The organism is Mycobacterium sp. NGS48, assembly GCF_059812585.1.
Window position 1 is genome coordinate 126,877 of the sequence record NZ_JCALCY010000005.1, and the last position, 20,912, is coordinate 147,788.

17 protein-coding genes and 2 tRNA genes are annotated in these 20,912 nt (G+C 64.7%); 10 read left to right on the plus strand and 9 right to left on the minus strand.

Features of this window, described 5'->3' with window-relative positions; genetic code table 11:
- Positions 1-85 precede the first annotated feature (85 nt).
- The 8 genes from AC5Y42_RS11780 to rpmH all read right to left on the minus strand — a co-directional run bounded on the left by AC5Y42_RS11780 (position 86) and on the right by rpmH (position 5,502).
- Complete coding sequence (locus tag AC5Y42_RS11780) at positions 86-1,075, minus strand: ParB/RepB/Spo0J family partition protein (protein ID WP_499898291.1); 990 nt, start codon at positions 1,073-1,075, stop codon at positions 86-88.
- Positions 1,072-2,088 (minus strand): ParA family protein, encoded by a 1,017-nt coding sequence (locus AC5Y42_RS11785; protein WP_499898293.1) that lies wholly within the window; start codon positions 2,086-2,088, stop codon positions 1,072-1,074. The genes AC5Y42_RS11780 and AC5Y42_RS11785 overlap by 4 nt, the downstream gene beginning before the upstream one ends.
- Positions 2,085-2,807: a 16S rRNA (guanine(527)-N(7))-methyltransferase RsmG gene (gene rsmG, locus AC5Y42_RS11790; protein WP_499898294.1), complete on the minus strand. Its 723-nt coding sequence runs from the start codon at positions 2,805-2,807 to the stop codon at positions 2,085-2,087. Before rsmG ends, AC5Y42_RS11785 begins: the two co-directional genes overlap by 4 nt.
- A gap of 60 nt (positions 2,808-2,867) precedes the next feature.
- Entirely contained in the window at positions 2,868-3,428 is a 561-nt protein-coding gene (locus tag AC5Y42_RS11795; RefSeq protein ID WP_499898295.1) for a Jag family protein, read from the minus strand.
- Between the two features lie 103 nt (positions 3,429-3,531).
- Positions 3,532-4,599, minus strand: a complete 1,068-nt coding sequence (gene yidC / locus AC5Y42_RS11800) for a membrane protein insertase YidC (RefSeq protein ID WP_499898651.1) — start codon at positions 4,597-4,599, stop codon at positions 3,532-3,534.
- Positions 4,600-4,642: 43 nt separating this feature from the next.
- Positions 4,643-4,987, minus strand: coding sequence for a membrane protein insertion efficiency factor YidD (gene yidD / locus AC5Y42_RS11805; RefSeq protein WP_499898296.1), 345 nt, complete (start codon positions 4,985-4,987; stop codon positions 4,643-4,645).
- A complete protein-coding gene (gene rnpA / locus AC5Y42_RS11810) occupies positions 4,984-5,337 on the minus strand; it encodes a ribonuclease P protein component (RefSeq protein WP_499898298.1) in 354 nt (117 codons plus the stop codon). The genes yidD and rnpA overlap by 4 nt, the downstream gene beginning before the upstream one ends.
- 21 nt (positions 5,338-5,358) lie before the next feature.
- Positions 5,359-5,502, minus strand: coding sequence for a 50S ribosomal protein L34 (gene rpmH, locus AC5Y42_RS11815; protein ID WP_081968348.1), 144 nt, complete (start codon positions 5,500-5,502; stop codon positions 5,359-5,361).
- Between the two features lie 617 nt (positions 5,503-6,119).
- Here rpmH and dnaA point away from each other — a divergent pair.
- The 10 genes from dnaA to AC5Y42_RS11865 all read left to right on the plus strand — a co-directional run bounded on the left by dnaA (position 6,120) and on the right by AC5Y42_RS11865 (position 20,018).
- Complete coding sequence (gene dnaA / locus AC5Y42_RS11820) at positions 6,120-7,610, plus strand: chromosomal replication initiator protein DnaA (protein WP_499898300.1); 1,491 nt, start codon at positions 6,120-6,122, stop codon at positions 7,608-7,610.
- 464 nt (positions 7,611-8,074) lie between these two features.
- Positions 8,075-9,271 (plus strand): DNA polymerase III subunit beta, encoded by a 1,197-nt coding sequence (gene dnaN, locus AC5Y42_RS11825; RefSeq protein ID WP_499898302.1) that lies wholly within the window; start codon positions 8,075-8,077, stop codon positions 9,269-9,271.
- A gap of 9 nt (positions 9,272-9,280) precedes the next feature.
- The gene (gene recF / locus AC5Y42_RS11830; protein ID WP_499898304.1) at positions 9,281-10,429 is read left to right on the plus strand and encodes a DNA replication/repair protein RecF; all 1,149 of its coding nucleotides are present in this window, start codon (positions 9,281-9,283) and stop codon (positions 10,427-10,429) included.
- Positions 10,426-10,983: a DUF721 family protein gene (locus AC5Y42_RS11835; protein ID WP_499898305.1), complete on the plus strand. Its 558-nt coding sequence runs from the start codon at positions 10,426-10,428 to the stop codon at positions 10,981-10,983. The genes recF and AC5Y42_RS11835 overlap by 4 nt, the downstream gene beginning before the upstream one ends.
- A 220-nt stretch (positions 10,984-11,203) precedes the next feature.
- Positions 11,204-13,237 carry a DNA topoisomerase (ATP-hydrolyzing) subunit B gene (gene gyrB, locus AC5Y42_RS11840; protein ID WP_499898306.1) on the plus strand — a complete coding sequence of 678 codons (2,034 nt, stop codon included), beginning with the start codon at positions 11,204-11,206 and terminating at the stop codon, positions 13,235-13,237.
- A gap of 18 nt (positions 13,238-13,255) precedes the next feature.
- Positions 13,256-17,020 carry an intein-containing DNA gyrase subunit A gene (gene gyrA, locus AC5Y42_RS11845; protein WP_499898307.1) on the plus strand — a complete coding sequence of 1,255 codons (3,765 nt, stop codon included), beginning with the start codon at positions 13,256-13,258 and terminating at the stop codon, positions 17,018-17,020.
- A gap of 74 nt (positions 17,021-17,094) precedes the next feature.
- Positions 17,095-17,979, plus strand: coding sequence for a DUF3566 domain-containing protein (locus AC5Y42_RS11850; RefSeq protein ID WP_499898308.1), 885 nt, complete (start codon positions 17,095-17,097; stop codon positions 17,977-17,979).
- Between the two features lie 51 nt (positions 17,980-18,030).
- A tRNA-Ile gene (locus AC5Y42_RS11855) sits at positions 18,031-18,104 on the plus strand.
- 261 nt (positions 18,105-18,365) lie between these two features.
- Entirely contained in the window at positions 18,366-19,838 is a 1,473-nt protein-coding gene (gene tnpB, locus AC5Y42_RS11860) for an IS607 family element RNA-guided endonuclease TnpB (protein ID WP_499898309.1), read from the plus strand.
- Positions 19,839-19,947: 109 nt separating this feature from the next.
- Positions 19,948-20,018 (plus strand) — tRNA-Ala (locus AC5Y42_RS11865).
- Positions 20,019-20,388: 370 nt separating this feature from the next.
- Here AC5Y42_RS11865 and cwsA read toward each other — a convergent pair.
- Positions 20,389-20,814 carry a cell wall synthesis protein CwsA gene (cwsA, locus tag AC5Y42_RS11870; RefSeq protein WP_499898310.1) on the minus strand — a complete coding sequence of 142 codons (426 nt, stop codon included), beginning with the start codon at positions 20,812-20,814 and terminating at the stop codon, positions 20,389-20,391.
- Positions 20,815-20,912 lie beyond the last annotated feature (98 nt).

A 20,912-nucleotide genomic window follows, 5' to 3' on the forward strand; every position in this document is an offset into this window, starting at 1 on the left:
GCACCATGATTGACTCGATCACCGCTCCGACCGGCCGCCCGGGTCACGGCAATGTCACAGTGACGTAACTACTGCGGGTGGTGGTTCACGGGTTCGACGAGTTCATCAAGTCCACAATTCGCTGCAGATCGTCCACGGACCCGAACTCGACGACGATCTTGCCCTTGCGTTTGCCGAGGCTGACCGTGACCCGGGTGTCGAAGGCACTCGACAGCCGTTCCGCAACATCCTGGAGTCCCGGCATCTGAATCGGCTTGCGCCGCGGCGGTGTGGGCTTGCCGACGTCGTCGCGATTGGCCAGAGTGACCGCTTCCTCCGTGGCTCGCACCGAGAGGCCTTCGGCGACGATCCGTGCGGCAAGTTCTTCTTGAGCTTCCGACCCGCCCTCCAGCGACAGCAACGCCCTGGCGTGGCCTGCCGACAACACGCCGGCCGCGACGCGTCGCTGGACGGCGATCGGCAACCGCAGCAGCCGGATCATGTTGGTGATCAGCGGACGGGATCGCCCGATGCGGGCGGCAAGTTCGTCGTGGGTGACACCGAACTCATCGAGCAGCTGCTGGTAGGCGGCCGCCTCTTCCAGCGGGTTCAACTGCACGCGGTGGATGTTCTCCAACAGGGCGTCGCGCAACAGATTGTCGTCGCCGGTTTCCCGCACGATCGCCGGGATGGCCGTCATTCCGGCCTCCTGGGCGGCGCGCCAACGCCGCTCCCCCATCACCAGCTGATACCGCCGGCCATCCGGCGCCCCGTCCAGCGCCCGAACCACGATCGGCTGCATGAGACCGAATTCGCGGATTGAGTGCACCAGTTCGGCGAGGGCCTCGTCGTCGAAAACCTGTCGCGGTTGGCGCGGATTCGGCTCGATGAGCGCCGGGTCGATCTCGCGGTACACCGCACCCATGCCGGCCGGCGCCGCCCCGGCCGGGCCGCCGCCCAGCACCACATCGGCAGCCGCCGCACCCATCCGCGGTCCCAGGTCGGTCGTCCCGGTCTGGCCTTCCGATGGTCCGGTCGGGATCAGCGAGGCCAGGCCGCGGCCCAGGCCGCCTTTCCTCCGTGACGGCTGGCTCATGTGCGCCGCTCCTCCTCATCACTTCGTTCTGCATCGTCGCCGGCGGGTCGTGGTTGTCCCTCCACGGATGATGGTCGGTCGCGCTCGGCAAGTTCGCGGCTGGCGTCGAGATAGCTCATCGCCCCCCGCGAACCGGGATCGTAATCGATGATGGTCATGCTGTAGCCGGGCGCTTCGGACACCTTGACGCTCCGCGGGATCACCGTGCGCAAGACCTTGCTGCCGAAGTAGCGCCGTACTTCGTCGGCGACCTGATCGGCGAGCTTGGTTCGACCGTCGTACATGGTGAGGACGACGGTGGTTACCTCGAGGCGAGGGTTCAGATGCGCCTTCACCATCTCGATGTTGTTCATCAGCTGCGACACGCCTTCCAGCGCGTAGTACTCGCACTGGATCGGAATCAATACTTCAGGAGCAGCGACGAGTGCATTGATGGTCAGCAGCCCAAGCGATGGCGGGCAATCGATGAAGACGTAGTCGAAGTCGGTGTTATCCAACTCGGTCAGCGCGGTCCGCAATCTGTTCTCCCGGGCCACCATGCTGACCAACTCGATCTCGGCGCCGGCCAAGTCGATGGTGGCGGGTACGCAGTACAACCTATCGCTGTGCGGGCTTCGGCGCAGCGCGTCGCGCAACGGTATTTCGCCGAGCAGCACCTCGTAGGACGACGGGGTGCCGGAATGGCGCTCGGCAATACCCAACGCGGTGCTGGCGTTGCCCTGCGGGTCGAGGTCGATGACGAGCGTCTTGAGGCCTTGGACCGCCAGGGCTGCTGCGACGTTGACCGCCGTCGTGGTCTTCCCGACTCCACCCTTCTGGTTGGCGATGGTGAACAGTCGCCGGTTGACGGGCCGTGGTAACCGCGTGTGCGTGGTGTGCAGCACGCGCATCGCGCGCTCGGCGGCGGCCCCGATCGGGGTGTCGAATTCCGGCGATGTTTCACGTGAAACATTCGACGCCGCCGCCCGGGACGACCCGGAGTCGCGTGCGGCCGGTCCGCGTGGCGCAGTCATAACGCCTCCCTCTTGTCCCGGTTGGACCGGTGGGACGACGGGCGTGGCCGGCGCTTCGCCGGCGTCGGTATCCCGCGCTCCGCCACCACCACGGTTGCGGGCGGAGTCAAGTAGTTCACGCCACATTTCACCACCCTGACATTCACGGCGCCTAACCCGCTCATCACACGCCGGTATCGCGAGACTTCGTCGGCCGCCCGCTCTCCCTTGATTGCCAACATCCGGCCGTCGGGTCGCAGGAAGGGCAGGCTCCACCGCGCCAGCTTGTCCAGGGACGCGACGGCCCGAGAAACCGTGGCGTCGTTGGTGCCGATACGGTCGCGCACGGCCGGCTCTTCCGCTCGACCGCGTACCACCTCGACATCGAGCTCGAGCTCGGCGACGACCGTCCGCAGAAAATCGGCTCGGCGTAGCAGTGACTCGACGAGCAGCACCCGGAGGTCGGGGCGGGCGATCGCGACCGGCAGTCCCGGTAGGCCGGCGCCGCTGCCGATGTCGACCACGCGCTCCCCCGGCTCCAGTAGCTCCGCGACCGCGACGCTGTTGAGGAGGTGGCGCTCCCAGATTCGGTCGACCTCGTGCGGCCCGACGATCCCCCATTCGATCCCGGCCCCGGCCAGCAGTTCGGCGTAGCGTTGGGCGACGGCCAAGCGGGGACCGAAGACTGTCGCAGCGGCCGGCGGCGGTGCGGCCACTTCGACATGTTTCACGTGAAACATTCCTCCGGTTTGTGGACCTTGCCGAGCCGCGAACTACACGCCTGTAACTTTCCGGCTGGGTCAGTCGGGCAGGACGACAACCCGTCGCGAAGGCTCGACGCCCTCGCTTTCGCTGCGAACGCCGTCGACTGCCGCCACGGCGTCGTGGACGATCTTTCGCTCGAACGGGGTCATCGGTGCAAGCTCTTCTCGCTCCCCGCCCTCGAGCACGCGGCGGGCAACCTTATCGCCGAGCGTCGCCAACTCGTCGCGACGACGCCGGCGCCAACTGGCGACGTCGAGCATCAGACGGCTGCGCACGCCGGTTTTCTGATGCACCGCCAGCCGGGTCAGCTCCTGTAGCGCATCGAGGACTTCGCCCTTTCGGCCGACCAGCTTGTTCAAGTCGTCGCTGCCGTCGATGCTGACGACGGCGCGGCTGCCCTCGACATCCAGGTCGATGTCGCCGTCGAAATCCAGCAAGTCCAGCAGCTCTTCGAGATAGTCGCCCGCGATCTCGCCCTCGGCAACTAGCCTCTCCTCCAGATCGGCGTCCGCTTCGGGCGCGCCCTCAGCGGTCGCCGTGTCGTCCTGCAGGAGTTCGTCTTTGGCTTCGCGTTCGGTCGTGTCGGCGTCGGTCATGCCTGCCTCTTTCTCTTCCGGTGCGCCGGGGGTTGCTTCTTCACCCGGCTAGTTCTCAAGTCCTGCGGTGCTTTTGCTCGTTTCCGTCAATCGTCGCGAGCGGTCACCGTTTGCGCTTTTTCGGTCTGGCCCCGGGGCGCGGTGTCCGACTGGGCGAATTGCCGTCGCGCGTCGGTTGATTGGGCTTACCCGCTTTGGCCGCCGACCGCTTGGAATCGGTTGCCTCACCGTTGGGTTCGGCGGTTGACGCCTCCGCCACTTCCTCGGTCGCGGCCGTCGGCGCCTCTCCCCCACCGCCCGGCCCAGACCTCGCGGAACGCTTCGGCTTAGCTCCGGGCGCCGGTGCGTTCGCCGCGCGCCGCTCCAACGCCTCGCGCTTCTTCGCCTCATCCTCTTTTTCGATCATCCCGAACACATAGTGCTGCTGACCAAAGGTCCAGATGTTGTTGGCAAACCAGTACAGAATGATCGCCAGCGGCAGGAACGGTCCACCGACCACCACACCGAGCGGAAAGACATACAGCGCAAGCTTGTTCATCATCGCGGTCTGCGGATTGGCGGCGGCCTCGGGGCTCTGCCGGGCCACCGATGCGCGGCTGTTGAAGTATGTCGCCACCCCGGCCAGGATCATCACCGGCAACCCCACCGCAATGACGGCTGGGCGGCTGAATTCGGTGAACGCATCCAACCCGGTGCGCTGGGACATAAACGCGCCGATCGGCGCGCCGAAGAGGTTGGCGTCCAGGAAGTGCGCTACATCGGTCGGGCTGAACACGTAGTTGCCGGTGGCGCGGTTCGCGGCCACCGACAAGTGCGGCTGCCCGAAGCCGCCCGTCGTACGGTTGAACGAACGCAGCACGTGATAGAGCCCGAGAAACACCGGCAGCTGGGCCAACATCGGTAGGCAACCCAGGATCGGGTTGAAGCCGTGCTCGCGCTGCAGCTTCTGCATCTCCATCGCCATCCGCTGGCGATCCTTGCCGTACTTCTTCTGCAGCGCCTTGATCTGCGGCTGCAACTCCTGCATCTGGCGGGTAGTGCGGATCTGCCGGACGAACGGCTTATAGAGGATTGCACGCAGGGTGAACACCAGGAACATCACCGACAACGCCCACGCGAAAAAGTTCGAGGGACCCAGCACCGCGGCAAACGCCTTGTACCAGACCCACATAATCGCGGACACCGGGTAGTAGAAGATGTCCAGGCTGACCAGATCAAACGACAACGGACGCACTCTCCCCTTGCTTCACTGGGGTGCCGCCGGCATGCCCCATCTGGGCCGGAACTGTCCGGCGCTCAGGTATCGGATCCCATCCTCCCCGATGCCACGGTCCGCACTTGACCAGCCTGGCTGCGGCCAGCCAACTCCCGCGCAGCAGGCCGTATTCGGCCAGCGCATCCACCGCGTACTGACTACAGGTCGGGATAAACCGGCATGTCGCCGGCCGCAGCGGCGACACCATGTGCCGGTACAACTGGATCAAGAAGATCAACCCCCGTGCTGCCACCGTCCCCGCCCTGCCGATACGACCAGTACGCCCGGCGGTCACCGCGTTCACTGCCGCGGTCCCGTCGCTTGACGTATCCGCGCTAAGCCAGTCCGCAGTTGTTGCTCCAATCGCGGCGAGATCGCCTCCCGACTGCTGGGCAGTGCGCGAATCACCACCTGGTCGACATTGTCCATGTCGGGCAATACCGCGCGTGCCACATGTCGTAGTCGCCGCGCCACGCGGTGGCGGTCCACTGCCGAGCCAACCGATTTCGCGATGATCAACCCGATCTTCGGCGAGGTCGCGCGCGGGCCCTGCCGCGCATGGATCACGACGTCGGGTTGCACGGCTCGTCGTCCGTGCTTAACCGTCGCGTCGAAATCTACGGACCGCGTCATGCGGTTTTGCGCGGGAAGCACCGCTCTGACACCTGGGAAGGGTCAGGCAGTGAGTGAGCGGCGCCCCTTGCGACGCCGACTGGAAACGATCGCGCGCCCGGCCCTGGTGCGCATCCGCAGCCGGAAGCCATGCACGCGGGCTCGGCGCCGGTTGTTCGGCTGGAAGGTCCGCTTGCCCTTCGCCACGGCTCTCTCCTCGTCGCATCTGGCATCGCATTCCGGCCACTTAGCTATGTGGGTCGGACGCGATCGCCCGCACGAAGCCCTCGGTAGGCTCTGTGTCTCGGTGGTAACCGGCGCGGGCACCGGACGGATCGCCCGGATCGCTGCCGTATCGCCGACTTTCGGGCGACTGTTCGAGGGTACTGACGAGGCCTCTCCGGGTCAAACCTGCTCTCGCCAGAAGGCCGCCGGACAGCGCGCGATTCCTCGCGCGTGGCCGGAACCGGGTTCCATTCTTAACTGTTTTCACACCCGTCACGGCGTCTCGTCGCAACCTCATCGAGGCGACGGCGAATGTTGCGGAATTGTTGGCACTCCCACGGAAAACTGTTAGCTTCGGGCGGTGCAGTTTTCAAGCCGTTCCAGATCGGAACGGACCCCGACAACGTAGCGAGGATGGCGGTTCGGCCCACTGCCCAGACAACCTATGCTGGCTGTCGGAAGCGCCGATCTCGCATGCCGTCGCCGACAGATAGTGCCGTGATGACGTCCCTCCTGTCCACACCTGTGGATAACTATGTGGACAGTTCGTCGGCACGGTTAATGGTCGTACCTCGAGTTCGAAGCAGGGGGATCCGTCGTTGAGCGATGATCCCGGTGTAGGTTTTGCTTCCGTCTGGAACGCGGTTGTCTCCGAGCTCAACGGTGAACTCCATCCGGATGACGCCCCCAGCAACGGTGAACCCTTCCTCACACCGCTGACACCTCAGCAAAAAGCCTGGTTGAACCTGGTGCAGCCGCTCACGATCGTCGAAGGCTTTGCTCTGCTGTCGGTGCCCAGCGGCTTCGTGCAGAACGAAATCGAGCGTCATCTACGCAGTCAGATCACCGAGGCGCTGAGCCGACGACTCGGACAACAGGTCGAGCTCGGCGTGCGTATCGCCCCGCCGCCCGAGGACGAGCCCGAGTCCAGCGCGATAGCGCTCCCGGACGACTCCGACGAAGTTGATGACGATCGCGAAGCGCTCGCGGCCGCGCACGCAAATTGGCCGACCTACTTCACCGAACGGCCCAACGGCAACGACGCGGCGGCCGGCGGCGGCACCAGCCTCAACCGTCGCTACACGTTTGAGACTTTCGTCATCGGAGCCTCTAATCGGTTCGCTCACGCGGCCGCTTTGGCGATTGCTGAAGCACCGGCCCGCGCCTACAACCCGTTGTTCATCTGGGGCGAGTCCGGACTGGGCAAAACGCACCTTTTGCATGCGGCCGGCAACTACTCCCAGCGACTGTTCCCTGGCATGCGCGTCAAGTACGTCTCCACCGAAGAGTTCACCAACGACTTCATCAACTCACTGCGCGACGACCGCAAGGTGGCCTTCAAACGCAGTTACCGCGACGTGGACGTGTTGCTCGTCGACGACATTCAGTTCATCGAGGGCAAAGAAGGCATCCAGGAAGAGTTCTTCCATACGTTCAACACGCTGCACAACGCCAACAAGCAGATCGTCATCTCTTCCGACCGCCCACCCAAACAACTGGCAACCCTGGAAGACCGCTTGCGGACCCGGTTCGAGTGGGGGCTGATCACCGATGTGCAGCCGCCCGAGCTCGAAACCCGAATCGCCATCCTGCGCAAAAAGGCGCAGATGGAACGCTTGGCTGTTCCTGACGACGTACTTGAGCTGATCGCCAGCAGCATCGAACGCAACATCCGTGAGCTCGAAGGCGCGCTGATCCGAGTCACAGCATTCGCGTCGCTGAACAAGACGCCGATCGATAAGGCGCTCGCCGAGATCGTGCTGCGTGACCTGATCGCCGATGCCAGCACGATGCAGATCAGCGCGGCCACCATCATGGCCGCCACTGCCGAATACTTCGATACCACCGTTGAGGAACTGCGCGGCCCGGGCAAGACTCGCGCGCTGGCCCAGTCCCGCCAAATCGCGATGTACCTATGCCGCGAACTCACCGACCTGTCGCTGCCCAAGATCGGCCAGGCATTCGGCCGCGACCACACCACGGTCATGTACGCCGAACGCAAGGTTCGTGGCGAGATGGCCGAGCGACGCGAGGTCTTCGATCACGTCAAAGAACTCACCACACGCATCCGGCAGCGCTCCAAGCGCTGACTTTCCCAAAATTTTTTTGGCCTCCGATGCTGTGTATACAGCTGTGAGCAATCGGTCGACACGAGCCGGCCGCGTTGCGGTATCTGATGCAGAACCCGCGCGATCCCCAGCAGCCACACACAAACCCCACAGCGGTCCGCGACATCATCCACAGCCCGTCGGCTCCCCCAGCAGCACGGACACCGCGCGGTCCCCAGTTTGCACAGGACTTAATACTGTTACTGGTATCTCTCCGTAGTTTGTTCTTCGAAAACAGCCCTGGGGAAGCACCGCTCCACACCTGGGACGGCGAGGCGCCGTCATCGAGTGTCATTGCGATCGATTAGCTTTCAAGATGGCGCTGGAAGCTCTACGGTTGTTGTTCGACTGCCGTTACGGCCGTCGCGGCGGATTACACATACAGGCGTTCGTCACCGGGAGTAGCCGCTGAGTATGAACCTTGTTCGAGGTGATGAAGGGACGCTATGGACGTGGCGACGACGACCAGAGTCGGCACCGACTTGAAGTTCCGCCTGGTGCGGGAAGACTTCGCCGACGCGGTGGCGTGGGTGGCGAGGAACCTGCCCTCCAGGCCGACGGTGCCAGTGCTTGCCGGCGTACTGCTGACCGGCTCGGACGACGGGCTGACCATTTCCGGATTCGACTACGAGGTTTCCGCCGAAGTCCGACTTGCAGCCGAAATCGCCTCGCCTGGAACAGTTTTGGTATCCGGTCGGCTGCTATCGGATATCACCCGGGCGTTGCCGAACAAACCTGTGGATGTCCACGTCGACGGGACGCGGGTGTCGTTGACGTGCGGAAGCGCCAGGTTTTCGCTGCCGACGATGGCCGTCGAGGATTACCCGACGCTGCCGGCGCTACCCGAAGAGACTGGCGCGTTGTCAGCGGATCTGTTCGCCGAAGCTATCGGCCAGGTTGCCGTCGCAGCGGGCCGCGATGACACGTTGCCGATGCTGACCGGGATCCGTGTTGAGATTTCCGGTGACACGGTGGTGCTCGCCGCCACCGACCGGTTCCGACTGGCGGTTCGCGAGCTGTCCTGGTCAGCGATCACGCCCGATATCGAAGCCGCGGTGCTGGTACCGGCGAAGACGTTGGCCGAGGCCGCCAAGACCGGCACCGACGGCTCGGATGTGCGGTTGTCGTTGGGCGCTGGATCCGCCGTGGGTCAAGACGGCTTGCTCGGGATCAGCGGTAATGGCAAGCGCAGTACCACCCGGTTGCTGGATGCCGAGTTCCCGAAGTTCCGCCAGTTGTTGCCGACCGAACATACGGCGGTGGCAACGGTCGGGGTGAGCGAGTTGACCGAGGCCATCAAACGTGTCGCGCTGGTCGCCGACCGGGGTGCGCAGGTCCGGATGGAATTCGGCGAGGATGCGCTGCGGCTTTCGGCCGGGGCAGATGACGTCGGCCGCGCCGAAGAGGACCTGCCGGTGGAGTTCGCCGGTGAGCCCCTGACGATTGCGTTCAACCCGACCTACCTGACCGACGGACTGGGGTCGCTGCATTCGGAACGCGTTTCGTTCGGCTTTACCACGCCTAGCCGGCCCGCCGTGTTACGGCCCGCATCCGATGACGTTGCGCCAAGCGATAACGGGCCCTTCCCTGCCGTGCCGACCGACTACGTCTACTTGTTGATGCCGGTCCGTTTGCCCGGTTAGCGGGGTTGCGTGTACGTGCGTCGTCTCGGCCTGCGCGACTTCCGGTCGTGGGCAAATGCCGACCTCGAATTGGGACCTGGACGTACGGTCCTTGTCGGTCCCAACGGCTACGGGAAGACGAACCTTGTTGAAGCGCTGTGGTATTCGTCGACACTGAATTCCCATCGGGTGGCCACGGATGCACCGCTGATTCGGGTGGGGGCGTCGCGCGCGGTGGTGTCGACGATCGTGGTCAACGACGGCCGAGAATGCGCGGTCGACCTGGAAATCACCGCCGGACGCGCCAACAAGGCGCGGCTCAACCGCACGCCGGTACGCAGTGCCCGTGAAGTGGTGGGCGTGCTACGTGCGGTGTTGTTCGCCCCAGAGGATTTGGCGCTGGTCCGGGGTGACCCTGCCGAGCGCCGCCGCTATCTCGATGACTTGGCCACCGTACGGCGGCCGCGGATCGCGGCGGTACGGGCCGACTACGACAAAGTCCTGCGTCAACGCACAGCGTTGCTCAAGTCTGCGGCCGGCGCGCGATACCGCGATGAGCGCGGTGTGCTGGACACGCTCGACGTTTGGGACGGTCACCTGGCCGCCCGCGGCGCCGAATTGATGGCGGCCCGGATGGAGCTGGTGAACGAATTGGCCCCCGAAGTCCAGAAAGCCTACGAGTTGCTGGCTCCTGGCTCGCGGCAGGCCTCGATTGGTTACCGCGCCAGCGTCGAAACCTCCCACGACGTCGGCATCGACATGAAGTTCCTCGAAACCGCATTATTGGCCGAGATGTCCCGGCGCCGCGATGCCGAACTGGAACGCGGGGTGTCCCTGGTTGGTCCGCACCGCGACGATCTGGAGTTGCGGCTTGGTGATCAGCCCGCGAAAGGCTTTGCCAGCCACGGGGAATCGTGGTCGATGGCGTTGGCGCTGCGCCTGGCGGCCTACGAATTACTGCGCGCCGACGGAGGTGAGCCGGTGTTGTTGCTCGACGACGTGTTCGCCGAACTAGACGTGGGCCGCCGGCGGGCCTTGGCCGCTGCGGCGGCATCAGCGGAGCAAGTACTGGTGACCGCGGCGGTCGCCGACGACATACCCCGCGACTGGGATGCCACCCGGGTGACTATCGCATTGCACGACGGTGACGACGGACGCATCTCGGTGGTTCAACCATGACCGGCCCTGAGGCAGGTCCCCCCGAACACCTCCGCGGCCTACCCGGTATGGACCTGGTCAGGCGCACCCTGGAGGAGGCCCGCGGCGTTGCCCGCAGCCAGGGCAAAGACGTCGGACGCGGCCGGCCAGTGCGTCCAGCCGCCCGTCGCGTAGCCGGTAGCTCGAGCCGCCGACGCTGGTCCGGGCCGGGTCCCGATACTCGAGACCCGCAACCGCTGGGCAGGGCGGCGCGTGATCTCGCCAAGAAGCGGGGGTGGTCTGCACGGGTCGCCGAAGGAGCCGTGTTCGGGCAATGGTCCTCGGTGGTGGGTCAGCAGATTGCCGAACACGCCACACCGACTGCGCTGCGCGACGGGGTGCTGTGCGTGTCGGCCGAATCCACGGCCTGGGCGACCCAGTTGCGGATCATGCAGGCCCAGCTGATAGCAAAAATCGCGGCGGAGGTCGGAAACGGTGTGGTGACCTCGCTGAAAATCACCGGACCGACTGCACCGTCGTGGCGGAAGGGCCGACTGCACATCGCGGGAAGGGGCCCGCGCGACACCTATGGCTGACAATTGCAACGATCGGCTCACGGCCGTCACAAGGAAGCGAGTTCGTCTGGCAAGCGTCAGGACGCAGGCGAGACTGAAAAATTCTGTACACGAGCCGGATAGCTGTGTAGAAACGCCCTCGCAGAGTCGGTGCTGTCGGCCCTTACCGGTAGACTGGCCGAGAACCAGCGCGCGGTAACTGCAACCGCGTCCACGCAACCCCAAGGAGAGCTGTCCGACCGTGGCTGCCCAGAAGAAGGCCCGCAATTCGTACGACGCCGGGGACATCCAGGTTCTTGAAGGGCTGGAAGCCGTTCGCAAACGCCCGGGCATGTATATCGGGTCTACCGGTGAGCGGGGTCTGCACCATCTTATCTGGGAGGTCGTCGACAACGCGGTGGACGAAGCCATGGCCGGTTTTGCCTCCGCAGTGGACGTGAAGATCCTCGACGACGGTGGCGTCCAGGTGACCGACGACGGTCGCGGTATCCCGGTATCGATGCATTCGACGGGCATGCCGACCGTCGACGTCGTGATGACCCAGCTGCACGCCGGCGGCAAGTTCGGCGGCGACGACGGCGCATACGCGGTCTCGGGCGGCTTGCACGGGGTAGGCGTATCGGTGGTCAATGCGTTGTCGACTCGGCTCGAGGTCGAAATCTCCCGCGACGGCTACGAATGGGCGCAGTTCTATGACCATTCGGTGCCCGGCACGATCAAGCAGGGCGAGAAGACCAAGAAGACCGGAACGACGGTGCGCTTCTGGGCCGACCCGGACATCTTCGAGACCACCGAATACGACTTCGAGACGGTGGCGCGGCGGCTGCAAGAGATGGCCTTCCTCAACAAGGGTTTGACCATCGACCTGGTCGACGAGCGCGTCGCCGCCGAGGAAGTGGTGGACGAGGTCGTCAGCGACACTGCCGAAGCGCCGAAGTCAGCGCGTGAGCAGGCCGACGAGCGCAATGCTCCGCAGAAGGTCAAGCACCGCACCTTCCATTACCCGGGCGGCCTGGTCGACTTCGTGAAACACATCAACCGCACTAAGAATTCGATCCACAGCAGCATCGTCGACTTCTCCGGCAAGGGCCCGGGCCACGAGGTCGAGATCGCCATGCAGTGGAACGCGGGCTACTCGGAGTCGGTGCACACATTCGCCAACACGATCAACACGCACGAGGGCGGTACCCACGAGGAGGGCTTCCGAGCGGCGCTGACCTCCGTGGTGAACAAATACGCCAAAGACAAAAAACTGCTCAAAGACAAAGACCCCAACCTCACCGGGGACGACATCCGCGAGGGTTTGGCCGCGGTGATTTCGGTGAAGGTCAGCGAACCGCAGTTCGAGGGCCAAACCAAAACAAAGCTGGGTAACACCGAAGTCAAGTCGTTTGTGCAGAAGGTGTGCAACGAGCAGCTCACCCACTGGTTCGAGGCCAACCCGAGTGACGCCAAGACTGTGGTGAACAAGGCGGTGTCGTCGGCGCAAGCCCGTATCGCTGCCCGTAAAGCCCGAGAATTGGTGCGCCGCAAGAGCGCTACCGATCTGGGCGGGCTGCCCGGCAAGCTCGCGGACTGTCGTTCCACCGATCCGCGTAAGTCGGAACTGTATGTGGTGGAGGGTGACTCGGCGGGCGGCTCCGCCAAGAGCGGTCGCGATTCGATGTTCCAGGCGATCCTTCCGTTGCGCGGCAAGATCATCAACGTCGAGAAGGCCCGTATCGACCGGGTGCTGAAGAACACCGAGGTCCAGGCGATCATCACCGCGCTGGGCACCGGAATTCACGACGAATTCGACATCACCAAGCTGCGCTATCACAAGATCGTCCTGATGGCCGACGCCGACGTCGACGGTCAGCACATCTCCACTTTGCTACTGACACTGCTCTTCCGCTTCATGCGTCCGCTGATCGAGAACGGACACGTGTTCTTGGCGCAGCCGCCGTTGTACAAGTTGAAGTGGCAGCGCGGAACTGATCCCGAGTTCGCTTACTCCGACCGGGAACGCGACGGTCTGCTGGAGGCGGGTAAGGCTGCAGGCAAGAAGATCAACATGGACGACGGCATCCAGCGCTACAAGGGTCTCGGGGAAATGGACGCCAAGGAGCTGTGGGAAACCACCATGGATCCATCGGTTCGGGTGCTGCGCCAGGTGACTCTCGACGACGCGGCCGCCGCCGACGAATTGTTCTCTGTCCTGATGGGCGAAGACGTCGAAGCGCGGCGTAGCTTCATCACGCGTAACGCCAAAGACGTGCGCTTCCTGGATGTTTAAGACGTACAAGGGATATAGATGACAGACACCACGCTGCCACCGGGCGGTGAAGCCGGAGACCGCGTCGAACCGGTCGACATCCAGCAGGAGATGCAGCGCAGCTACATCGACTACGCCATGAGCGTCATCGTCGGTCGCGCGCTGCCCGAGGTGCGCGACGGACTCAAGCCCGTACACCGCCGGGTTCTCTACGCGATGTTCGACTCCGGGTTCCGCCCCGACCGTAGTCACGCCAAATCTGCCCGCTCCGTTGCCGAGACGATGGGCAACTACCATCCGCACGGCGACGCGTCGATCTACGACACCCTGGTGCGGATGGCCCAACCGTGGTCGCTGCGTTATCCCTTGGTCGACGGGCAGGGCAACTTCGGCTCGCCCGGCAACGATCCACCAGCGGCGATGCGGTACTGCACTAGCGGAGATGCATTGGTGCGGTTGCCATTTGGGCAATCAGTGCGGATCGGCGACGTCGTTGCAGGTGCATGCCCCAACTCCGATAACGCGATTGAATTGAAGGTTACCGACCGGCACGGCGACCCGGTTGTGGCTGATTGCTTGTTCCACTCTGGCGAGCATCAGACCTACACCGTGCGGGCCGCAGAAGGCTACGAAGTCACGGGCACCGGCAACCATCCGCTGCTGTGCCTAGTCGACGTTGGCGGCGTGCCAACCCTGCTGTGGAAGCTGATCGAGGAAATCCGCCCCGACGACTACGTCGTGCTCCAGCGGACCCCGCCAGTCGAGTTCGGTCCAGCCGACTGGCACGCGACCACGGAAGCGCTATTGCTCGGCGCGTTCATTAGCGAGGGCTTTGTCTCGGAGAGGCGCGCGGGTTTCAACAACCTCGACCGTAGCTACTTCGACAGGGTCGTTGCGGCATACGACGCGGTCGTCGGCGGTCAGCGCTATGTGTCCTCGAGGACCATCCGCTCCGGCGCGATCCTTCATGAGCTGGATGTCCAGAACCTCACCGCGCTGATGACGTCACGCCTCGGCGACTTGTGCGGGCAGCGATCGGCGGACAAGCGGATTCCGGAGTGGCTATGGCACTCCCCCGCCGCCGTGAAGCGGGTGTTCCTGCAGGCGCTGTTCGAGGGCGATGGGTCCTGCTCCGCCTTGCCGCGCAACACGATTCAGATTTCCTACAATACGATCAGCGACCGGCTGGCTAAAGACGTGCAGCAGATGCTGCTGGAGTTCGGTGTCATCTCGCGCCGCTACCGGCACGCGGTCGGCGAATACAAGGTCGTTATCACCAACCGCGCTCAAGCCGAGCTCTTCGCCAGCCAGATAGGCTTCGGCGGCGCCAAGCAAGAGAAGCTGGTCGGCATCCTGTCGTCGCTACCGCCCTGCGCCGGCAGGGACAGTGATCACGTACCCGGGCTGGCCCGGTTTATCCGTACGCACTGCGGCAGCCGCTGGGTCGACAAAGATTGGCTGAATCGTCACAACATCGACCGGCTATCCAGATGGCGACGCGACGGCGCAGAGATCCTGTCCCGCATCGCCGATCCTGACGTCCGAGCGATCGCGAGCGACCTGACCGACGGCCGCTTTTACTACGCCAAGGTCGCCAGCGTCACCGACGCCGGCGTGCAGCCGGTCTACAGCCTGCGAGTCGACACCGACGACCACGCTTTTATCACCAACGGTTTCGTCAGCCACAACACCGAAGCGCGGCTCACCCCGCTGGCGATGGAGATGCTGCGCGAAATCGACGAGGAGACAGTCGATTTCGCGCCGAACTATGACGGCCGGGTGCAGGAGCCGACGGTACTGCCGAGCCGGTTCCCCAACCTGCTGGCCAATGGGTCGGGCGGTATCGCGGTTGGTATGGCCACCAACATCCCGCCGCACAACCTGCGCGAGCTGGCGGAGGCGGTGTTCTGGTGCCTGGAGAACTTCGACGCTGACGAAGAGGCGACGTTGAAGGCGGTCACCAAAAAGGTCAAGGGCCCCGACTTCCCCACGTCCGGATTGATCGTCGGCTCGCAAGGCATCTCCGACGCCTACGCGACCGGCCGCGGCTCGATCCGGATGCGCGGAGTTGCTGAGATCGAAGAAGATTCGCGCGGCCGAACCTCGTTGGTGATCACCGAGTTGCCCTATCAGGTCAACCACGACAACTTCATCACCTCGATCGCCGAGCAGGTTCGTGACGGCAAACTCGCCGGCATCGCCAACATCGAGGACCAGAGCAGCGATCGGGTTGGGCTGCGCATCGTCATCGAGCTCAAGCGCGACGCGGTGGCCAAGGTGGTGCTGAACAACCTCTACAAGCACACCCAGCTGCAGACCAGCTTCGGCGCCAACATGCTGGCGATCGTCGATGGTGTGCCGCGCACGTTGCGGCTCGACCAGCTGATCCGGCACTACGTCAACCACCAGCTGGACGTCATTGTGCGTCGCACCACCTACCGGTTGCGCAAGGCCAACGAACGCGCCCATATCTTGCGCGGTCTGGTCAAGGCGCTCGACGCCCTCGACGAAGTGATCGCACTGATCCGGGCCTCGCAAACAGTCGATATCGCCCGACAGGGCCTGATCGATTTGCTCGACGTCGACGAGATCCAGGCGCAGGCGATCCTGGACATGCAGCTGCGCCGCCTGGCCGCGCTGGAGCGCCAGCGCATCATCGACGATCTGGCCAAGATCGAGGCCGAGATCGCCGACCTGGAAGACATTTTGGCCAAGCCGGAGCGGCAGCGCCGCATCGTGCACGACGAACTCGCCGAGATCGTCGACAAGCACGGCGACGACCGCCGCACCCGGATCGTGGCCGCCGACGGAGATGTCAGCGACGAGGATCTGATCGCCCGCGAGGACGTCGTCGTCACGATCACCGAGACCGGATACGCCAAGCGCACCAAGACCGACCTGTACCGCAGCCAGAAGCGCGGCGGCAAGGGCGTCCAGGGGGCGGGTCTCAAACAGGACGACATCGTCCGGCACTTCTTCGTGTGCTCAACCCACGACTGGATCCTGTTCTTCACCACCCAGGGCCGGGTCTACCGGGCCAAGGCGTACGACCTGCCGGAGGCCTCCCGGACGGCGCGCGGACAGCACGTCGCGAACCTGTTGGCCTTCCAGCCGGAGGAGCGCATCGCACAGGTCATCCAGATTCGCAGCTACGAGGACGCGCCGTATCTGGTGCTGGCTACCCGCAAAGGCCTGGTCAAGAAGACCAAGCTGACCGATTTCGATTCCAACCGATCCGGCGGAATCGTCGCGGTGAATCTGCGGGATGGCGATGAACTGGTCGGGGCCGTGCTGTGTTCGTCCGATGAGGATCTGCTGCTGGTCTCGGCCAACGGTCAGTCGATCCGGTTCTCCGCCACCGACGACGCACTGCGGCCGATGGGCCGCGCCACTTCGGGCGTGCAGGGCATGCGGTTCAACGCCGATGACTATCTGCTCTCGCTGAATGTGGTCCGGGAAGGCACATATCTACTGGTGGCGACGTCCGGCGGTTACGCCAAGCGCACCGCGATCGAGGAGTACACGGCTCAGGGCCGCGGCGGCAAAGGCATCCTCACCATCCAGTACGACTCCCGGCGTGGCAGGCTGGTTGGGGCGTTGATCGTCGATGACGACAGCGAGGTGTATGCCATCACCTCCGGCGGCGGGGTGATCCGCACGGCGGCGCGGCAAGTCCGCAAGGCCGGTCGGCAGACCAAGGGCGTTCGGTTGATGAACTTGGGCGAGGGCGACACACTGTTAGCCATCGCACGCAACGCTGAAGAAGCCGCAATAACCGACGATGCGGAGGAGGCGGGCACCTAACCTGGTTCCGACAAGGAGCCGGGCATCGGGGTCTGTCCGACGCGACTCAGGGCGCGCATACCAAAGGAGCCAGGGTGAGTTCATCGAACGAGCCGGGTCACCCCGAATCGGGCGACAACCCCAACGGGGATGGCTCGGCTGACCGCGGGGGCTCACACCGGTCGGAAGCGCGCCCCGCGGGGCGGGGATCCGAGGGCGGGGATGTGCCGCCGTGGCAGCGCGGCGGGGCGCGACCGTCGCAGCCGCAGCATCGGCCGCCATCGGAATCGCCGGGCCACCATGAGCCGCGATCCTCGGGGCACTCCCCCGGTGTCGAAGCCCGGGTGACTCGGTTCATCTCAGGGACAGCCGCACCGGGTGCCGGCTCTCCCACACAGTCCGGTCATCCGAAGGCGCCGGCGCATGACGCTGATGCCCCGCCCGCTCGTGGTGACAGTCGGCACAACGAGGCGTATGCCAGTGAGCTGCCCGATCTGTCCGGAGCTCCGCCGCGGTCGGCGCCGCGCAAACCCACGCCCGATCGGGCACCAGACACCGCGAGGGCCTCGGAGCCGAGTAGGCCCACAAGCCGGCTTCAGGTGGGGGCGCGGTCGCGTGGGCCGGTACGGGCCAGCATGCAGATCCGCCACATCGACCCGTGGAGCACGCTGAAGGTGTCGCTAGTGCTGTCGGTGGCACTGTTCTTCGTCTGGATGATCGCCGTCGCTTTCCTGTATCTGGTGCTCGGCGGGATGGGGGTATGGAGCAAGCTCAACAGCAACGTCGGTGACCTGCTGAACAACACCAGCGGCGGCGGCGCCGACCTCGTCTCCAGCGGCACGATTTTCGGTGGCGCGGTGCTGATCGGCCTGGTGAACATCGTGCTGCTCACGGCGATGGCTACCATCGGCGCGTTCGTCTACAACCTGACGACCGATCTCATCGGCGGCGTGGAAGTCACGCTCGCCGACCGGGATTAGTGCCGAAGGCGTCGGGTGCGGTAATCTCGTCGCTCGGCCGTACGCGAGTGCGGGCCTATAGCTCAGGCGGTTAGAGCGCTTCGCTGATAACGAAGAGGTCGGAGGTTCGAGTCCTCCTAGGCCCACAACCATGTGTTCGCCAAGACGCTCCGCGCGACTGATACTGCCGCTGGCGGTGATCGCCGTCCTGGCGGTAGTGATTCGGTCGCGACGAAGCGTCGAGGTCTGGCATGTGGCCGCCGACCAGGCCGCGGGTCGGGGCGAGGGGTTGTGAACCGCTCGACGCCACGGGACTGCGCAGCGTAGCGGATGCCCCGGTCTTGTCGGAGGGGTATGTCAGGGTGATGACGTGCACGCCCGACCGGAGTTTCCCAATGGAGCGCGTGATGGCGCGGACTGAGATCTCGCAGGGGTGGACGATGCAGGCGTATCGGTTCGCCCTGGATCCCTCGCCATCTCAGGCTCGGATGTTGCAGTCGCATTGCGGAGCAGCCCGGTTCGCGTTCAACCACATGCTCGATGTGGTGAAGAAGAACCTCGATCAGCGGGCCGCCGAGCGGAGCTACGGTATTCCGGACTCGGAATTGACCCCGTCTCAGGGGTGGTCGCTGGCGCAGCTGCGGAAGACTTGGAATCAACGCAAGAACACGGCGGCGCCGTGGTGGCCTGCCAATAGCAAAGAGGCCTACAACTCGGGTCTCGACGGGCTTGCACGGGCTTTAGACGGTTGGAACAAGTCTCGCGCTGGCGAGCGGACCGGAGGGTGCGTCGGCTTCCCGCGCTTTAAGGCAATACGTAGTGCTGGCCGTTCAGTGCGGTTCACGACAGGGGCGATCCGTGTCGAGCCAGATCGGCATCATGTGGTGTTGCCCCGGCTAGGGCGCATCCATACCCATGAATCGACCCGTAAACTGACGCGGCGGCTGGAGGCTGGAACCGCACGGATCCTGTCGGCCACCGTCTCGTTTCACGCGGGACGCTGGTTTTGCGCTTTTCAGGTGATGGTGGCCAGCAAGACGCGGCCGGCGCATGCCATCCGGTCCGAGCATCCGGTGGTCGGTGTCGACGTCGGAGTGCGGGATGTGGTGGTGGTTGGCACCCCGGAGGGGTTGGAGGTGGACCGCATCCAGGCACCCAAACCACTGACCGCCGCCCAGGCCAAGTTGCGGGCCCTGCAGCGGCAGGCCGCCCGCCGGCGCGGCCCCTATGATCCGGTCACCCAGAGTCGGCGTGATCCGTCGAATCGGTGGCGGCGTACTCAGCGCCGGATCGCCAAGGCGCACGCCCGAGTGGTCAACGTCCGCGCGAATGAACTCCACGCCGCGACAACCGCTTTAGCCAGCCGTCACGACCAGGTGGTGTGCGAACAGCTCAACGCCGCCGCAATGAGCCGGCATGGCGGGACCCGCAAACGTGGACTTAACCGCTCGGTGAGGGATGCCGCGCTCGGACGAATCCGAACCCAATTGGAGTACAAGACCACTTGGTACGGCACCACCTTGGTTGTGGCACCCAAGTTCTTCCCGTCGACCCAAGTGTGTACACGTTGCGGAGCGAAAACCAAGCTGCGCCTGCGCGATCGCATCTACCGCTGCCGCAACGGATGCCCGCCGATCGATCGGGATCTGAATGCGGCTATCAACCTCGCCCGCCTCAGCGACACCACCGTGATCGGTGATGGAATGAGGACCGGTACCGGGAGTAGCCCGGCCGCCAACCCCCGGGTTGGAGACGGACGTGGAGCCAACCAGAAGACCAACCTCACCGCCCCTGCGGTAGGACCGGCAGGAGGCGATGAAGCGTCAACCCCGCACACCAGTAAGACGGGGACGGCGACTCCGAAAGGAGAAGCTGCCTGAAATGTGGACTGTCACAACAACGCTCACATTCCGGGTAACGGCCTTAGCTCAGTTGGTAGCGAAGGATTGTCATGATCTACAGTATTGCTGTCGTGGTCATGTCGGCCACGGGGCGGTAGTTCAACGGTAGAACCGGGCCTTTGCAAGGCTCAGATCGGGGTTCGATTCCCCGTCGCTCCACGTTTCGTGCGGATGAGGGCGCGCCGCCGCGGGCGACAGCATCGCGACAGGAGGATGGTCAAGGATCGTTGGCGGTATCGCGACCGCTGGATGATCTAGCACCGACGGCAATTCCGGTGGCGGGCTGATAATCGACACCGGTAAGTGGACCCTCTGCTTCGTCCCGTTGGGATAGGCGACGTCGAGCGTCGGCCCGCCCGACTTACTAACGTCGCGGATTGAATAATAACGCGCTTTCGAGCATCCTCCCCGGCCCGGAATAGGTAGACGGTGGAACGTCACCGACGGCTTCTGATCAGCCAGTCATGGAGCTCTACAGATGTCTAAATCGCTCAATCCAACGAGCGGCCTCGGCCAGGCTCCACAGCATTTACGGCCGTGGTTGCACGTCGACGCTGGGCGGCAGCGGCGATGGTTCCGGACGCGACGAACGGCGCACGACCGAGAATGCGACCGCACCGCCCGCGAGGGCCAGCACTGCGACTCCGGCAACCACCCACGGGCGCCTGCTGCGGCGCTGGGCCCGGCGGGCCTCCTGCAACGCCTGCGGTAACCCGCTGACGACCTCTTGGGCGGCGGCCAGCTCTTGCGCGATCGTCTCCTGCGCCGACTGCAGGTCGTGGGCCAGCCGGCCCTCCTGGTACCGCCGGCGCAAGCTGGACGCGCCTGCCTGCGCGGAGTGAACACCCAACCCGACGAGGCCGCGCGTAACGTCCACGGGACCCACCGCCGAGTACGTCAGACCCCGGTTCAGTCGCTGCCGCGGGGTCAACCGGGCCTTCGTCTTCGCGCTCATCTGCCACCTTTCCGCCGACCGTTGCCGAACGCACCGACCTCCCACCCTGCCACTATCGGGAGCGCAGCGGGCCCGATGCGCGCAGGCCTGCGCGATAG

Bases quoted from the DNA above. Each gene is read 5' to 3' on its own strand.
- cwsA (WP_499898310.1), bottom strand. From the start codon at position 20,814: ATGAGCGCGAAGACGAAGGCCCGGTTGACCCCGCGGCAGCGACTGAAC.
- dnaN (WP_499898302.1), top strand. From the start codon at position 8,075: ATGGACGTGGCGACGACGACCAGAGTCGGCACCGACTTGAAGTTCCGC.
- AC5Y42_RS11785 (WP_499898293.1), bottom strand. From the start codon at position 2,088: ATGACTGCGCCACGCGGACCGGCCGCACGCGACTCCGGGTCGTCCCGG.
- gyrA (WP_499898307.1), top strand. From the start codon at position 13,256: ATGACAGACACCACGCTGCCACCGGGCGGTGAAGCCGGAGACCGCGTC.
- AC5Y42_RS11795 (WP_499898295.1), bottom strand. From the start codon at position 3,428: ATGACCGACGCCGACACGACCGAACGCGAAGCCAAAGACGAACTCCTG.
- rsmG (WP_499898294.1), bottom strand. From the start codon at position 2,807: ATGTTTCACGTGAAACATGTCGAAGTGGCCGCACCGCCGCCGGCCGCT.
- tnpB (WP_499898309.1), top strand. From the start codon at position 18,366: ATGGCGCGGACTGAGATCTCGCAGGGGTGGACGATGCAGGCGTATCGG.
- AC5Y42_RS11835 (WP_499898305.1), top strand. From the start codon at position 10,426: ATGACCGGCCCTGAGGCAGGTCCCCCCGAACACCTCCGCGGCCTACCC.
- AC5Y42_RS11780 (WP_499898291.1), bottom strand. From the start codon at position 1,075: ATGAGCCAGCCGTCACGGAGGAAAGGCGGCCTGGGCCGCGGCCTGGCC.
- yidC (WP_499898651.1), bottom strand. From the start codon at position 4,599: ATGTGGGTCTGGTACAAGGCGTTTGCCGCGGTGCTGGGTCCCTCGAAC.